General features: G+C 42.0%; 15 protein-coding genes and 1 pseudogene. 6 read left to right on the forward strand and 10 right to left on the reverse strand.

Features of this window, described 5'->3' with window-relative positions; translation table 11 throughout:
* Positions 1–58 precede the first annotated feature (58 nt).
* The 4 genes from PN457_RS02645 to psbP form a co-directional block, all read right to left on the reverse strand.
* Positions 59–1,498, reverse strand: a complete 1,440-nt coding sequence (locus PN457_RS02645; protein WP_271731155.1) for an HlyD family efflux transporter periplasmic adaptor subunit — start codon at positions 1,496–1,498, stop codon at positions 59–61.
* 1,031 nt (positions 1,499–2,529) lie between these two features.
* Positions 2,530–3,267: a phycocyanobilin:ferredoxin oxidoreductase gene (locus PN457_RS02650; protein ID WP_271731156.1), complete on the reverse strand. Its 738-nt coding sequence runs from the start codon at positions 3,265–3,267 to the stop codon at positions 2,530–2,532.
* A 147-nt stretch (positions 3,268–3,414) separates the two neighbouring features.
* The gene (locus PN457_RS02655; RefSeq protein WP_271731157.1) at positions 3,415–4,008 is read right to left on the reverse strand and encodes a Maf family protein; all 594 of its coding nucleotides are present in this window, start codon (positions 4,006–4,008) and stop codon (positions 3,415–3,417) included.
* A gap of 133 nt (positions 4,009–4,141) precedes the next feature.
* A complete protein-coding gene (psbP, locus tag PN457_RS02660) occupies positions 4,142–4,687 on the reverse strand; it encodes a photosystem II reaction center PsbP (RefSeq protein WP_271731158.1) in 546 nt (181 codons plus the stop codon).
* 378 nt (positions 4,688–5,065) lie between these two features.
* On the opposite strand from psbP, the gene PN457_RS02665 reads away from it, so the two are divergent.
* On the forward strand, positions 5,066–5,692 hold the full coding sequence (locus PN457_RS02665; RefSeq protein WP_271731160.1) for a J domain-containing protein: 627 nt from the start codon (positions 5,066–5,068) through the stop codon (positions 5,690–5,692).
* Positions 5,693–5,755: 63 nt separating this feature from the next.
* On the opposite strand, the gene PN457_RS02670 is transcribed toward PN457_RS02665, so the two are convergent.
* From PN457_RS02670 to PN457_RS02680, 3 genes are all read right to left on the reverse strand, one after another.
* Positions 5,756–7,402, reverse strand: coding sequence for an alpha-keto acid decarboxylase family protein (locus PN457_RS02670; protein WP_271731161.1), 1,647 nt, complete (start codon positions 7,400–7,402; stop codon positions 5,756–5,758).
* Between the two features lie 391 nt (positions 7,403–7,793).
* Positions 7,794–8,171, reverse strand: a complete 378-nt coding sequence (locus PN457_RS02675; RefSeq protein ID WP_271731163.1) for a DUF2267 domain-containing protein — start codon at positions 8,169–8,171, stop codon at positions 7,794–7,796.
* 44 nt (positions 8,172–8,215) lie between these two features.
* Entirely contained in the window at positions 8,216–8,659 is a 444-nt protein-coding gene (locus tag PN457_RS02680; RefSeq protein WP_271731164.1) for a DUF2267 domain-containing protein, read from the reverse strand.
* A gap of 315 nt (positions 8,660–8,974) precedes the next feature.
* Here PN457_RS02680 and thrC point away from each other — a divergent pair, with 315 nt between their 5' ends.
* The 3 genes from thrC to PN457_RS02695 all read left to right on the forward strand — a co-directional run bounded on the left by thrC (position 8,975) and on the right by PN457_RS02695 (position 11,247).
* Positions 8,975–10,279, forward strand: a complete 1,305-nt coding sequence (thrC, locus tag PN457_RS02685; protein ID WP_271731165.1) for a threonine synthase — start codon at positions 8,975–8,977, stop codon at positions 10,277–10,279.
* Between the two features lie 88 nt (positions 10,280–10,367).
* Positions 10,368–10,643: a MoaD/ThiS family protein gene (locus tag PN457_RS02690; RefSeq protein WP_271731166.1), complete on the forward strand. Its 276-nt coding sequence runs from the start codon at positions 10,368–10,370 to the stop codon at positions 10,641–10,643.
* Positions 10,644–10,698: 55 nt separating this feature from the next.
* Positions 10,699–11,247, forward strand: coding sequence for a DUF2996 domain-containing protein (locus PN457_RS02695; protein ID WP_417006586.1), 549 nt, complete (start codon positions 10,699–10,701; stop codon positions 11,245–11,247).
* Here PN457_RS02695 and PN457_RS02700 read toward each other — a convergent pair.
* Positions 11,244–11,741 carry a TM2 domain-containing protein gene (locus PN457_RS02700; RefSeq protein ID WP_271731168.1) on the reverse strand — a complete coding sequence of 166 codons (498 nt, stop codon included), beginning with the start codon at positions 11,739–11,741 and terminating at the stop codon, positions 11,244–11,246. The genes PN457_RS02695 and PN457_RS02700 overlap by 4 nt on opposite strands.
* 533 nt (positions 11,742–12,274) lie before the next feature.
* Here PN457_RS02700 and acsF point away from each other — a divergent pair.
* Positions 12,275–13,351 carry a magnesium-protoporphyrin IX monomethyl ester (oxidative) cyclase gene (acsF, locus tag PN457_RS02705; protein WP_271731169.1) on the forward strand — a complete coding sequence of 359 codons (1,077 nt, stop codon included), beginning with the start codon at positions 12,275–12,277 and terminating at the stop codon, positions 13,349–13,351.
* A 230-nt stretch (positions 13,352–13,581) separates the two neighbouring features.
* On the opposite strand, the gene PN457_RS02710 is transcribed toward acsF, so the two are convergent.
* The gene (locus tag PN457_RS02710) at positions 13,582–14,154 is read right to left on the reverse strand and encodes a TIGR04376 family protein (RefSeq protein ID WP_271731170.1); all 573 of its coding nucleotides are present in this window, start codon (positions 14,152–14,154) and stop codon (positions 13,582–13,584) included.
* A 34-nt stretch (positions 14,155–14,188) separates the two neighbouring features.
* Positions 14,189–14,614, reverse strand: a complete 426-nt coding sequence (locus PN457_RS02715; protein WP_271731171.1) for a hypothetical protein — start codon at positions 14,612–14,614, stop codon at positions 14,189–14,191.
* A gap of 413 nt (positions 14,615–15,027) precedes the next feature.
* Between PN457_RS02715 and PN457_RS02720 the strand changes: the two are divergent.
* Positions 15,028–15,288, forward strand: a pseudogene (locus tag PN457_RS02720) (ATP-binding cassette domain-containing protein); the annotation flags it as partial.

Here is a 15,288-nt window from a genome sequence, read left to right on the forward strand (position 1 = left end):
AGCAAAAACCTGAAATCTTTGATAGGTTAAATTCTTCTTTTCGCATTGGTGTTAATGCTCAATCAGAACTGATTCCTTTATTAATTTGGGTAATTACTTTAGCATTGGTAAAACCAGAAACTCGCTCACTATGTTCTGGAGTCAGGGAAATTCTCACTTCCACAACTCTAGCGTCTACATCTGCTACCGGGTCTGTACTCAAGATGTCTTTTTTGCCGATTTTTCTGCCAATTTCTGTGACAGTTCCTTTTAATTCCCCAATAAATGCTCCATTTTCGCTGGTGATACTAGCAGTTTGACCTATCCGCACTTGAGCAATACTGTCTTCTGAGACCTCAGCAACAACAGTCATCTCATTAGTTTCTCCTATCTCAGCAATACCATTGGCGCTGATAGCTTCTCCTGATTTTGTATGCACTGCTAAAATCTCTCCAGCAATGGGCGCTTGAACATAACTTAATTTCAGTTCTGCTTCTGCTCTTTTGAGATTAGCCAGAGCATTACTAACTTGAGCTTCTCCCCTTTGAACATCAGTAGGGCCGAATTCTTGAATTCTCCTGAGTCTGGCTTTTTGTTCGTCAATTTGACTTTGCAAAGCCATGATGGTTTTATCGCGGTTGACTTTGGCTTCCACCAGCTGCTGTTGCAAGGTGGTGATAGTTTTTACCTGGTTGGCTCTGGCCTCAGCCAGTTGTTGTCGTAAAGTCGCCTCTACCTGTCGCAGGGTAGCTTGGGTTTCAATAACTTGCTGATTGGAAGTTACCGCAGCCAATGTTCTTCTATCCCTCTCCTGCTGGGAAATAGCACCTTCACGGTATAACATCTCATATCTGGAAGCATCAACCGCAGCATTGCGCTGTTCAGCTTGAATGCGTTGGATACTTGCTCTTAAACTGTCTTGTTGTCCTCTCAGTTCAGCTTCTAGACGATTCACTGTTGCTTGTAGAGCCAGTTTTTCTCCACTCAACTGGGCTGCTATGCGAGCAATCATCGCTTGTTGAGCATCGCTTTCTCCGTTTAACTCAGCTTGTAAACGAGCAATCACTGCTGTTTGAGCTTCCAGATCTCTGGGGGAGCCAACTCTGACTTGGGCTAAATTAGCCCGCGCTTCTTGCAGTCTGGCTTTTGCTTCCTCCACTGCTGCTAGTTGGGTGTCATGGTTGTCTAAAATTGCCACCATTTGACCTTTTCTTACCCGCTCACCTTCTCTCACAAAGATCTGCCGCACCCGTGAGGAAGATTGCAATCCAGCTGCAGGCGCAGAGAGTTTTAAAACCTGTCCTTTTGGTTCTAAACGCCCCACAGCGCTAATGCTGTTAGTCATTGGCTTGATGGGTACAGAGGAGCCTAGTTTTTTTAGCTGCTCCACTTTAGCTGTAGTTAGTAGCCCAGCAGCGATGAGAATTGGTAAGGCTACAGCAATACCCCACCAAATCTTAGGTTGTTCCGATTCCAGTAGCAGCTCTGTTGAGCTTGGCTTCTCAGTCACCCTTGACATGGTTGTTGCCTGTTTGTTGAATTGTGCTTATAGAAATAAAAAAACCGAATCAGCGGTTGCTATACCTGAAGATGCGTGAGACTTTACCTATGTTTTGTTTCTCGGTTTCTATGCATTACACTCTTTTTTCAAATTGGGATGACAGCCCATTTCATGTGCATGAGCTACCCAGGGTAGGGAAGATGCCTAATCGAAAATATTGATGGTATTAAGATGTGTAGTTCATTTACTTCCAGCCTTTTTCAGGCTAATGAAATACACACCAATTTGTTCCGGTGTTCCCTGAAACTAAAAAACTTTGTACCTCACGACCATGGGAAATGCTATCAACAAAAATAAAAGTGCTGTAAATTCAATCCCATAGTTTTTACTCACTAGCACGCTGATAATTGCTAAAAATCTCCTATCTGATGCACCCTCAACCCTAGATATGTCTAACATGATGCAGTGTTATTGCAAGTTACATCTGCCAACTCTCAGGATGATTGCAGCCTGGTATAAATTTATTAAATGAAATTCGCCATCGCCTATTTACCCGGAAAATATCCCTATTTTTTGGCTTTTTCGCCCCTATACTCACAGTTTATCAAAGAAATTTTCTGCTAACAAAGTGAGCATTTTTTAATACCAATTCTCTGTGAATTTTTGGGAATAAGCGATGATTATTGCCAGCCATTGCCCTTGATTCCACCATAAACACCAATACCACAGGCTCACAAACCAAGGCTATATATACAGGTTAATTAGGCACACCTTGATTCAAAAATGTTAGTCAATGATCTGCTACCAAGATATATCAAAAACACAATTCCTAACATTACGGTTTCCTTAAATTTTCTTTCAACTAATTAGTAGGTTTTTTACCTGTTCCTTGATATGGCGAATATTTCTAGACTTTGCTACTTTTGTCTAACTCCATTCAAGTTTCTTTGCATAAATTCTACATTCATCAGTTATGAGAAAAGGTAACGGAACCTACAGATGGGGAGATTAACAACACTTGACATAGTATCTCCCCTCTGCTACAATAACTATTCTTGTAAGTCAAATAAGACTGTGGTCATATAATTTTCGGCCCAGTCTGAACCAAAGGCTTTTTCTAGTACCCGGCGGGTTTTATCGTTTTGTTGCTGTTGGGTGCAGTATTCCCGTTGTCCTGCTAGGATTTGCAGTGATTTTTCTGGTGAAACTGGACTGGAATCTATGGCTTGGGTACAATGAATCTCTAAAAGGTCTTGGACACGAGACAGAAACATTTTCTCTTCTCCTGGGGAAACAGGACGAACAAAAATGCAAAATTCCGAGAATATATGACCCCACTCGGGTAATTGACGGGGTTGGGAAAACTTCACATCTGTGAGTGCTGTTAGTTTGGTATTGTATGATTCTGGTAACTTACCTTTTAAGTCTACGGGAGATAGGTCTGCGATCGCCGCACTAATTTGACCTCGACCCCCAACTAAGTCACAACCAAACATTGGTAAGTCATATTCTGGACGGGGAAACATTACACAATGCAAAATATCTAGCATAGTTCCCACCCTTGCTAGTTCTAAGTGCATTTTGCGGAATTGAGTTGTTTGATAACAGCGATTTTCTATGATTAGTTTTTCGCCTTCTAATCTACCTTCTACATAACCCAGTTCAGCAGGTAATTGGTAAGGTGATAGTTCTAAGTGTTTATGCCAAACAGCCTCAATACAATCCGCTAGTTGATGAATTAAGGGATGTTGTTGTTCTCGCAGCGAAGTAGTAGGAGTAAATGACATTTTTTTTGAGCAAATTCAATCCTAGGGTTAATTGTCAGTCTACCTTCTGCTGTCACACTTGGGTTCTGGGAATTTGAGCCAGTATTTTTTGGTTTCTCCCCCAGACGCACCAGTCCAGGGAGGCACAAAATTTTAATTTAGCAGCGGTTAATGCCAGAAATCAGTAACTTCGTATCCCAAATCTTCTAGCATCTGCCGCAGCAGAGGTAAACTCAGTCCAATGACATTGCTGTGACAACCGGCGATTTTTTCCACGAATAAACTACCAAACCCCTCCAGGGCGAAAGCCCCCGCACACCTGAGAGGTTCTCCTGTAGCGACATAGGCTTGAATTGTGCGATCGCTCATTTTAGCGAAATATACTCTTGTTACCTGACACCTAACTAAAGTCCGATGTTGGTAGAGGTCAATTAACACATGACCAGTATACAGGTCGCCGAATTTACCTTGCATTAATTGCCAACGGGCCATAGCTTCAGCATCATCGGCTGGCTTACCATAAATTTTACCATCCACAGCCAAAACCGAATCACAACCCATAATCAAAGCTGATTCAAACTGTGGAACTACAGTTTCCGCCTTGCGTTGTGCGAGAAGTTGGACTAATTCTGCTGGTTCATTGACTTGAATTTGCGACTCATCAAAATCACTAGGTCTAACTATCACTTTCATCCCAACAGTTTGCAGCAAGCGGTGGCGGGCTTGGGAAGCTGAAGCGAGTACAAATTGAGGTGTTGTCATAAGACTTTTGCTAAAATATGGCAGTCAAAACCACAGAAACTAAAAGAAATGCTGGCGGGGAGCATGACTTGCGTGTATTACAGCTCCCCATACTATAGTCAGTTGTATTTAGTCCAGGGGAGAAATTACCTTGTTAATACACCGAGAAAGAATTTACAACATTTGCCATCAAGCCTTTAACCCTCTGCCAACGCCTTTCGGGAATTGATGCATTAAAGGTAAACAATTTACCACGGCTGACAGCAACACTGGCGACATTATGTCTGTCTTCCAGATTAGGAAGTTTTACCTCATACTCTAGAATATAGTATGTTTTCCCATTAGATTCTCGTTGCAAAGCGTTGACTAATTCCGCCGAACGACCAGACTCTGGGGGAGCAAGAACCGCTTTTCCTAATTTGTATCCTATTTCTGTGGGTGTTCCCAGTTCTGTCAAATCTTGATCATCAGGAACCGGGCTAATAACTACAGAAACATTTTCAGATATTTCTATCAAATCGTGGAACACTACATCAGGGCCATTGTCAACTTTAACTTGTAACCAGCCATTAGGGTATAAAAACTCATAACCATCATAAGAGTCTACAAAACTTTTCAGTCCGGCTGCGGCAGCTACACCAGGATTACTGAGGCTGATACTCAAAACTAATAGCAAAATAAATACAATTCTTTTCCACATTTGTTAAGATTCCTGTAGTCGGGGGAAAAAATCAGACAAGCCTGATTTCTGGTTTTTATCTTTGTCAGGGCGTTTGGGGGAGCTATGAGACTCACACCTTAATCTTTAACTCAGTTTAGGATACATGGAGGCACTCATGCTAATTTTACGGCTCGTGATGACTAAAGACCCTGGGGTTAACTCCAGGGGTTAAAATTCCGGGAAAACAGCCCAATATGAACTAATAAATCTATAATTAGTGTTTATATAGCCTTTTTCAGGCTCTTGAAGTACACACCAATTCCCTGTTCCCTCAAACTAAAAAAAATGTACCTCACGATCATGGGAAATGCTATAGTGAGAATTTTAAGATTGGAAGCTAATAGCTGATAGATCACGATGGATCTTGAAAATTGCTACAATTTCTTGGGTTTAAAGTCAGGAGCCTCTTTGGCTGACATCAAAGCGTCTTACAGACGATTGGCACAGCAATATCATCCCGATGTTAATCCCAATGACATCAAAACTAAAGATAAGTTTATTGCCTTAACAGAAGCTTACAAGTTCCTCTTAACGGTAGTTCCTGCTGAGGATATCTCCCCACCGTCAAGTAATTCTTCTGAGTCCGGGCGTAATCATATCAAATCCAGACCTGCCCAAAAACCGCCCACCACAAGCGTTAGATTAGAAAAGCCCCCAAGAGCAAAGCCGCCTAATATTGCCGAAATAGAACAGCGCCTGAAGTGGAAGACTTATGAACAGCTGCAACGATTTCTCAAGGAAAAAAGATTTTCCCAAGCGATCGCCCTAGTGGAAGCTTTAGCAGCACGGTTACCCACAGATAAAGAAGTTCGCCAATGGCAAGCCGTCGCTTATCAAATCTGGGGACGGGTTTTAATCTCCCAAAATCAATTGTTAAAAGCGAGAATTTATCTCAAAAAAGCTCTGAATACAGATCATAATAATCAGACTCTCTGGCGGGAAGTCCAACAAGACTTCCAAAAATTAGAGCAGCTTTGTTTTTAATCCCCTATGTGGATTTATGGCAGATAATTCAGTAATTACACTGTTATGATAGAGTGACATTTATCATTTTTTACTCATAGCTTCACCTAGCCGCATTAGTCCTGGGGAACAATCAAACCTGTCTAGGTGAATTTCAATTAAAGAAACACATTCAGTATTCACCTTGGCTTGAGCTAAAGCTATCTCTAATTCCCCTTCTGTAGACACTTCACAACTCCAACTTTCGCCAAATATTTGTGGTATTTGATGATACTTCCATGGTTGGATATCATTATAAAGGCCATCTTTAATGACGCGCTCAATGGTATAACCATCATTATTAATGAGGAAAATAATCGGGTTCAGCCGATGGCGGATAATGGTGGATAGTTCTTGAGCAGTCATTTGAAAAGCTCCATCTCCCACAAAAATTATCGGGCGGCGATCGCGATCGGCCATAGCGGCACCCAAACAAGCAGGGATAGAATAACCAATCGATAAATAAAAGGCTTGGCCAATAAAATCTGTCTCTTCAGGCATTAATAAATCCATTGTAGAGATAATTGCATCTCCAGTATCAGAAATGACAATACAAGCATCTTCTAGAAAATGGTTGATGCGTTCATAAAACCGCCCATTAGTCAGTTTGTTTTCAGGTTGGGGTGTAAAACTGGTGGCGATGACATCCGCAGCAGGGGTAAAGTCTAAAGTTTGAGCATCTTTTTTGTGTAGCTTGTTAATTAAACCATCAATGAAATCTCCCAGATAAACAGGTTGGTAAAAATGATGCTTAATCTTGACCTTCTCTGAGTTAGCATTAATTAACTTGTGGGCATTCAGGTCAGCTGTATATATGCCCAAATTCATATCAGACATAATTGCACCCAGACACAATACACAGTCAGCGGTTTCGATGCGTTGACGCACATTATCTCGACTCAAAGCACCTACATAATTGCCAATAAATTGGGGGTGCATCTCAGAAATGCAAGATTTACCCAGCATGGTTGTAGCTACCGGGTAACCAGTAGTTGCTAAAAGTTGCAACAGTTGCTTTTCCAGATTAAATCTATGAAACTCCACACCGGCTAAAATTACGGGGAGGTGTGCTTTGTTCAATAATTCTACTGCTTCTTCTACGGCTTCTTCTAAAGCTTCTGGTAATGTTTCTGGGGTTGTTAACTTCAATGAAGAATAGAGCTTACCCTGGGGAACATGGCAAGGTTGATGTACTAAATCCAGGGGAATTTCAATATAAACAGGTCGTTTGTAGTGGAGACAAGCCGCCAGAGCTTGGTCAATTTGATTTGCGGCTTGACTGGCTATAGTCAGACTGACAGCAGCAACTGTGATTTTTTCCATAATGGACAGTTGCAGGTTATAGTCTCCCGTGGTGTGGTGTAGAAGCAAGTTAGTTTTCTTCACCGAACTATTAGGCGCACCACTAATGACTACCAGAGGAACCCTTTCCGCATAAGCGCCAACTACCGCATTAACTAAGCTAAAGCCACCCACACCGTAGGTAATACAAACAGCACCTAAACCTTTAACCCGTGCGTAGGCATCTGCTGCATAACCGGCATTGAGTTCATTACAGTTACAAATTAAATTTATAGGAGTTTGGGTTAAAACATCCATCAAGTCTAAAACATAATCTCCTGGCACGCCAAATATATGTTGAACACCGAGGCTGTGTAATCGATGAAATAAATATTCACTAACTGTGGTCATGGTAGTAGGAAATTAGTTAATCATTAATATTATTTATGCCCATTTATACTTAGAGAAACAGCCTGTATATTATACAGGATATTTGATTTGATTGAGTTACACCAGTGGGGGCAGGATGCATATATCACAATATTTTTACAATTAATATCTATATCTCATATAAGTAGAATATATTGTATATATAATCACAAAATTATCATATTGACAATCCAGAGTTTTTTGCTGGATATTTCAGCCCAGAAAGGAGCCGGAGGTTAAAACCCCTATCTCATGGCGCTAAGGTTTTACACTTGTGGGAGTTGAGGGTAGGTGAAGAAAAGTTTTTTACCTCACCCCTGTTTACCTGTGATTAGAGTCTTGGGAGTGAGGTTGTGTATTTTATGCAGCATTCCTAAGCGGCTTCAATTAAGGCGCTCCAGTCAGCAGGTAGGCGGGATGTTAATTCCTGGATTTTGTCTTTGACAGCTTCTTTGGTGACTCGCAGAGTTTCCTGAATTAGCTCACTAGCTTGAATATCATCTAACTTGAATTGTTCGCAAATCACAGCAATATACTCATCAGCGGAAATAGGCAGCTTTCTGACTTGGTGGGAGTGCAGTCTTTGATAGTTAAGAGGCTCAGGAAGGTTGTCGGTGAGTTGGTGTGCTTGTTCTTCGTCTAGTTTGCTGGCTAAAATTCCCAGAACTGCTTTGACGGCTGCATCAGCTGTTTCTCTATCTGGGATGAAGGAGAGTTTACCCGCAGCATCGAGAAATTGTTCATATTCCATTGTGTCCCTCGTTGAATTTGTATAATAATTCTTTGGTAAATCAATTAAACTCGGACTTCTTCAGGCCAGAGTTCTCGTAATGCTGGGGGCATCATATTAATCACATCGTCAATTTCGCCTCTGGTGATCCGTTCAGCTAGTAGCTGGAATACGGCACGGACTACACTTTCTGCGTCTATGTCTGGTTCGGTTCTGCGGAAGTCATCACGGATATGCTGTAAAAATGCTTCTTTATTCCTTTCTTTGGTGGGGGTGGCTCCGGGTCGCCAGTTTTCGTAATAAAACCCCCCTAGGAGGATGGGTAACTGCGCTCCTAAATGTGCTGCTTCTGGTACGGTTAGGCGATCGCGCAGAGCGTGCAATGTGGAACGCAAGGCTTGAAAGACCTGGTGTTTACTTTCCCAGCCTAGTTTATTACACAGGTCATTGACCCAAGGAATTGTAGTTTGAACTGTCGTATCAAAGATATCCAGTCCTGTGATTGTCATATTGATGGCTCCTGTCAAGTGCCTTGATTTGGCAAGGGTGGGGATTTAGGGCACAACTCCCGACTCTATTGGATTTCAAGGCTTTTTATGTCCTTTAGTCCATCCTAATTAGTCAGCAATTCTTTCTCCTCTGACTAATGGGGTGTCATTCCTGATTTACGGCTCTATCTCAGGGATTTTTTCCCTGTTAAAACATACTGTGATTTAAATTACACCATTATACCCGACTATTTTTATCGGGTATGTTTGACGGGTATTTTGAGTCGTGTTAGCATCAACTCACAGTTGACTGACAAAACAGGGAAGGCTTCATTTATGACTCAGGCAATCACCAAAGATACCCAATCAACAACCTCGACTTTAAAAGCTTTAAAGTGTAAAGAATGTGGTGCGGAATACGAACTTAAAGCCAGTCATGTTTGTGAGTTATGCTTTGGTCCACTGGAAGTTAAGTATGACTACAGTGAGTTGCGGCTGAGTGTGACCCGTGAAAAAATCGCTGCTGGACCTAACTCTATTTGGCGCTACCGTCCCTTTTTGCCTGTCGCAACTGACAATGTTATAGATGTGGGAACAGGTATGACTCCCCTGGTACGTTCCCACAGGTTGGCTCGTCGCCTGGGTCTGAATAAACTTTATATTAAAAATGATGCTGTAAATATGCCCACCCTGAGCTTTAAGGATCGGGTGGTGTCGGTGGCTCTCAGCCGGGCGCGGGAATTGGGTTTTAGTACTGTGTCCTGTGCTAGCACTGGTAACTTGGCAAATTCTACAGCCGCGATCGCCGCTTATGCTGGTTTAGATTGTTGTGTATTCATCCCTGCAGATTTAGAAGCTGGTAAAGTCCTAGGTAGCTTAATCTACAGTCCCACACTGATGGCAGTTAAGGGGAACTACGATCAGGTAAATCGTCTCTGCTCGGAAGTTGCCAATACACACGGTTGGGGTTTTGTCAATATCAATTTACGTCCTTACTATTCTGAAGGTTCCAAGACTCTCGGCTTTGAAGTAGCAGAACAATTAGGCTGGGAACTACCAGATCACATTGTTGCGCCCCTAGCTTCTGGTTCTTTGTTTACAAAAATTTATAAAGGTTTCCAAGAGTTCGTAGAGGTCGGTTTAGTAGAAGGTAAGAATGTCCGCTTTAGTGGCGCTCAAGCCGAAGGTTGCTCACCCATCGCCGAAGCCTTCAAAGAAGGTCGCGACTTTATTAAACCGGTAAAACCAAATACAATTGCTAAATCCATCGCCATTGGTAACCCAGCAGATGGGATTTATGCTGTAGAAATTGCCCAAAAGACTGGCGGTAATATAGAATCAGTTAATGATGCAGAAATTATTGAAGGCATCAAGCTATTAGCAGAAACTGAAGGTATTTTCACAGAAACAGCAGGCGGAACAACCGTGGCTGTGCTGAAAAAATTAGTCGAAGCTGGCAAGATTGACCCAGATGAAACTACCGTGGTTTACATTACCGGTAATGGATTAAAAACCCAAGAAGCAGTTCAAGGTTACGTCGGTGAACCTTTGACAATTGATGCCAAACTTGATAGTTTTGAACGTGCCTTAGAGCGCTCTCGTACACTTGACCGCTTGGAATGGCAACAAGTTCTAGTTTAGTTAGAAGTTGTGAGTTAAGGGTTTTTTCTCACTTTCAATTCCTAGCTACACTCTTAACTTTATTATTCACTCGCAAATTTTTAGCTCTATGGCTGTTACAGTTTTAGTTCCCACCGCCCTACAAAAATTTACTAATAACCAAGCTACCCTGACTTGCACTGGTAGTAATGTGTCCGAGCTGTTCGATTCTCTAGAAGAAAACTGTCCAGGGATAAAATCCCGGTTGTGCGATGAGAAAGGACAGGCGCGACGGTTCCTCAATTTCTATGTTAATAGTGAAGATATCCGGTTTTTAGATGGGATAAATACACCCCTGAAAGATGGGGATGAGGTAAGTATTGTCCCAGCGGTAGCTGGTGGTTGATTAGCTAGTGACTAGTCATTGGGGGTGCATAGCAGGTTGAGTTGACAGCGATCGCCTGGCTGTCCTATGTCAAAATGAAGTTAACCGACCACGAAAAACCGAGCGATCGCTCCCCAAGCTAAACAAAGGATTGACCAGAGCAATGGCAGAAGAAAAGAATCAAAATCAAGGGGGAGAAGTAGCCCCCAAAGCCGCAAAACCCGCTGCGGCGGCGAAAAAGGAAAAACCCCCAGCTGTGGAAGATAAGCCCTTTGTGGAGTTTATGGAGCAGCACTACTTACCAACTTTGCAAAAAGCGATCGCCGAGCAAGGTGTACAGGACTTACAGCTGTCCTTTGCTAAACAGAAACTTCCCATCGCGGGGTTTCAGTCAGCCGAAGAGTGTTGGCAAGTTATCGGTAGTTGGCAAAATGGCCAGCGTCAGTTTAATGTATACTTCCCAGAAGAAAGCATCACTGGCAAAAAGGGATTTTCCTGTAACGAAGGTAAAAAACCCAGCACACTGGAGTCATTCCTAATTGATGAGCGCAAAATTACATTAGACCTTTTGGTATTTGGTTTAGTGCAGCGTTTAAACGGTCAAAAGTGGCTAGGTAGAAATTAGTTGAGCTCGTCAAAGTAGTAGGTGACAACTCCAGTAGTGGGGTTGTTACCTATTCTGACATAGCCTGATGTTAACATTTCCTTCAGGGTAGCTTCTACTTCTGCAAAGCCTGCACCTGTAGCACTTACACCTTGAGTAACGGTCAAAGTACCACCCTTAGCTTCTGCGGCGTGAAGCAGTGCAATCATTAATTGCTCACCAGTGGGGTGATGGACTTGGGCGGCGATCGCCTGTTGATTCATAGGTACACCCAGGGGAGATAAACCCGCTTTAGCTCTGAGATTCTGTTCATAGTCATTAACCATATTGGGGATGAGGAACAAATCTACAAATTGCCCTACACCAAATACACCCCCAGTAAACAGCCACAACAGACCGGTTCCGATTTTACCGTTGTATAAACGATGCAATCCTCCTAAGCCAAAAACCAAGGCTGCACTCAAGATATAAGAGACAAGAAGACGGTCATTATGCTGATTTTTTTCAGGATTCATCTTATTTTCCACCCTAGAGATGAGATTTGATGTTGATTTACTTCCAGGTTAGCCGGGGTAATTTCAGGGTCTGATTCAATCCAATCATTGATATAGCAGGGGATACATTAAATATTAATACTTAATTATAATGTAATAAAAATAACTAGCATTAATTGAATTACAGAGATTTGTCTAATGATCATATCTGTGTGCTATCCTCACAACAGTCTAACAAACTCATTCACCAGGATAGGGAATATTAATTGATTTGACCACCAATTGCTGATGATTAGTTCCCCCCAGCAGCAAATATTGTTGCAACTCTTAACTTTTTATATACTAAATTTTAGGCTGCATATTGGTAGACTGAACTTTATACAAATAAACTATTCTGGTCTCCTGCGCCTTGCGAGAGCATGACCCCGATACCAATTGACTCAGACTGGGTAACAGATATAATCGTCTGGACACCCAGATGTATTCTCACTTGCACTAAAAAATTGGTATAGGCTTTGTAATCAAGATCCTAAAGACAAAAGAGCAATTAAAACATGGTAGATTCCCTCAAAAAACCAGGCTTTGAAGAAATCCGTCCAGGGGTAAAAGTCCCGGCTAAAGAAACCCTATTAACACCCCGTTTTTACACCACCGATTTTGATGAGATGGCTAAGATGGACATCTCAGTTAATGAAGACGAGTTACAAGCCATCCTAGAAGAGTTCCGTGCTGACTACAACCGCCATCACTTCGTTAGAGATGGGGAGTTTGAGCAGTCCTGGGAGCATATTGACGGGGAAACTCGCCGATTATTCGTGGAATTCCTAGAACGTTCTTGTACAGCAGAATTTTCGGGATTTTTACTGTACAAAGAACTGGGTCGCCGTTTAAAGGGAAAAAGCCCCGTATTAGCTGAGTGCTTCAACCTCATGTCGCGAGATGAAGCTCGTCATGCAGGGTTTTTGAACAAAGCTATGTCAGACTTCAATCTGTCCCTAGATTTGGGCTTTTTGACTAAGAGCCGCGCTTATACCTTTTTTAAGCCAAAATTCATATTCTACGCTACTTATCTTTCAGAAAAAATTGGTTATTGGCGTTATATCACTATTTATCGTCATTTAGAAGCAAATCCTGAAGATAGAATCTACCCAATTTTCCGGTTCTTTGAAAACTGGTGTCAAGATGAAAACCGTCATGGGGATTTCTTTGACGCTATTATGAGATCCCAGCCGCAAATGTTGAACGATTGGAAAGCCAAACTGTGGAGCCGCTTTTTCTTGTTGTCAGTATTTGCTACTATGTATCTGAATGACATTCAGCGTAAAGACTTTTATGCCTCTATTGGTCTGGATGCCAGAGAATACGACATCTATGTGATTAAAAAGACTAATGAAAATGCGGGTCGAGTCTTCCCCCTGATGCTGGATGTAGATAACCCAGAATTTTATCAGCGTTTAGATGTGTGTATCCAGAATAATGAAAAATTAAGTGCGATCGCTAACTCTAAAACGCCCAAATTCTTACAATTCTTCCAAAAAATGCCCATTTATATCTCTCATGGGTGGCAGTTTTTGCGTTTGTACTTAATAAAACCCATTGATACTGTTTCTACCCATGGTGCAGTTCGTTAGGTGAGATAATTAATTTTTGTTTGGGAAATTTTTGTGATTTTGTGGTTTTGTGATCTACAGAACCACTTTTTTATGATTCGATGAGATGAAATTTAGAAAAAAACGTCATCACGTAGTGATACCAGCGAGGTATACCGTGATTGCTCAAGGTTTTAATAAGAAGCTTCTTAGGGTAACATTCTACAAAGCAAACAATTACTTGGCAAGGTTCTATCCCCAACCGCTGATAATTATGGATGTTTTAAATTATCTTTCATTGTTTTTAACTCGTCTTCAATTTCCCAACGGCGAAACTTTTCTTCTAAATCGTCGAATCCTGTGGTATAATTACTAGTATAATTCCACCAGCCGTCGTTTTTTAAATGCTGCTGGCTTTGATCGCGCGCTGTTCGGGCTTCTGTGGCTTTGGCTTGTACCTCCTGACGGCGGGCTTGAATTTTCCGCAGTAGTTCTTGAGATTGGGTGATGCGTTCTTTTAACCCCTGCATTTGTCCCCAGCGCTGGTTACCTTCCCGTAATAGGGCGGCTTCCCTTGCTTGTGCTGCTGCGGCTAAATCCGGTCTACCTGCATTTTGGGCTTTTTGTACCCGGATGTGCCAACGCTGAATTTCTTGGGCGGTGGATAGGATTTGATCTTGCGATCGCTTTTCTTGTAATTTTAAATCTGCAATCAGTTTTAAAGTATCCTCTTCTTGCTGTCGCAACTGTTCTAACAGCGCTTCTAATTCCAGATGGGGATTATTACGCAAGAATTCTTCTAAACGGTCTTCTAGAAACCGACTCAAATCATCAAATAAGCCCACGGGTAAAACTCCAGAAGTTGTGAATGTATCTATTTTATTCTAGATTTGTGTGGATGATAAAGCCGGTAATCATACGGACTACATTGGTAAACTCTTGGGGGTTAGCTTGTAAGTAAGCAGCATAACTTACAGGGTCATGCACTTCCACCATTTTCTTAGGTCTATCCAGTTTAATTACCTTGTTTTCTGGGGTGAGTTCACCGACTACAGAGAGTAAGGTTCTAGCCCTTTTCTCATCAGGTCCTTTGAGGACTTGTAACACTAGTCTACCATCAACAATCTTGCTAGTAGATACGCCCTTGTTTTTGTAGTCCTTCAGGTGTTGACCATCAATACATAAAAAAGTATGCCCTCCAATGGTAACGTTATTGTCATGAACAACAAAAGCCCAAGATTCTAAAGGTGTAAGGTCTGGGTTGATGGTTTCCTGGTGACTATGATTAGTTGGGGTTGAATTCATATATTTTTTAATGGGTTTGGCTAAATTATACCCCACAGATCCCCGACTTCTAGCTAAGTTATTCTAGACTATCTCTAATGATCTAAGAAATCGGGGATCTTGCACCCCTCCCACAGATCCCCGACTTCTTCCATAACCTAGGGACTTATTGAATATTTGGGAGAGAAGTCGGGGATCTTGCACCCCTCCCAGATACCGTCAGAGCGATCTGCTTGCAGCAGCGCTTCGCTATCGCCTTTAACTGCTCTCAAGATAATCAAACACATAATTTTCTAGTCAGATTTATCTGACTTTAGCTATTAGACGGGGGTTTATAACCCCCGGTTCCCCGTGTAGCATAAAACGGAATTTTTCAACCCAGGGCGATCGCTTTAGGTATTATAATAATGGCACTATACCCTATGAAATCAACCATGACTTACACACCTGATGATGTTTGGCGCTTATTAGGTGAGTTGATTGTAGCTCAAAAGGAAACAGAGCGCCGCTTTCAAGAAACAGAGCGGTTATTAAAAGAACAATCTCAAGAAACAGAGCGGTTATTAAAAGAACGATCTCAAGCAACTGATAAGCAGATTAAACAGGTAAGTCAACAACTGGGTAAGTTAGGTAATCGTCTAGGGGAGTTTGTAGAATGGCAAGTACGCCCTGCTGCGGTAAGATTGTTTCGAGAA

Origin of the sequence: Anabaenopsis arnoldii (assembly GCF_028331025.1) — a bacterium.
Classification (GTDB): Bacteria; Cyanobacteriota; Cyanobacteriia; order Cyanobacteriales; family Nostocaceae; genus Anabaenopsis; species Anabaenopsis arnoldii.

Bases quoted from the DNA above. Each gene is read 5' to 3' on its own strand.
- PN457_RS02645 (WP_271731155.1), bottom strand. From the start codon at position 1,498: ATGTCAAGGGTGACTGAGAAGCCAAGCTCAACAGAGCTGCTACTGGAA.
- PN457_RS02680 (WP_271731164.1), bottom strand. From the start codon at position 8,659: ATGACAATCACAGGACTGGATATCTTTGATACGACAGTTCAAACTACA.
- PN457_RS02670 (WP_271731161.1), bottom strand. From the start codon at position 7,402: ATGACCACAGTTAGTGAATATTTATTTCATCGATTACACAGCCTCGGT.
- PN457_RS02650 (WP_271731156.1), bottom strand. From the start codon at position 3,267: ATGTCATTTACTCCTACTACTTCGCTGCGAGAACAACAACATCCCTTA.
- PN457_RS02655 (WP_271731157.1), bottom strand. From the start codon at position 4,008: ATGACAACACCTCAATTTGTACTCGCTTCAGCTTCCCAAGCCCGCCAC.
- PN457_RS02690 (WP_271731166.1), top strand. From the start codon at position 10,368: ATGGCTGTTACAGTTTTAGTTCCCACCGCCCTACAAAAATTTACTAAT.
- acsF (WP_271731169.1), top strand. From the start codon at position 12,275: ATGGTAGATTCCCTCAAAAAACCAGGCTTTGAAGAAATCCGTCCAGGG.
- PN457_RS02700 (WP_271731168.1), bottom strand. From the start codon at position 11,741: ATGAATCCTGAAAAAAATCAGCATAATGACCGTCTTCTTGTCTCTTAT.
- PN457_RS02675 (WP_271731163.1), bottom strand. From the start codon at position 8,171: ATGGAATATGAACAATTTCTCGATGCTGCGGGTAAACTCTCCTTCATC.
- PN457_RS02715 (WP_271731171.1), bottom strand. From the start codon at position 14,614: ATGAATTCAACCCCAACTAATCATAGTCACCAGGAAACCATCAACCCA.
- thrC (WP_271731165.1), top strand. From the start codon at position 8,975: ATGACTCAGGCAATCACCAAAGATACCCAATCAACAACCTCGACTTTA.
- psbP (WP_271731158.1), bottom strand. From the start codon at position 4,687: ATGTGGAAAAGAATTGTATTTATTTTGCTATTAGTTTTGAGTATCAGC.
- PN457_RS02665 (WP_271731160.1), top strand. From the start codon at position 5,066: ATGGATCTTGAAAATTGCTACAATTTCTTGGGTTTAAAGTCAGGAGCC.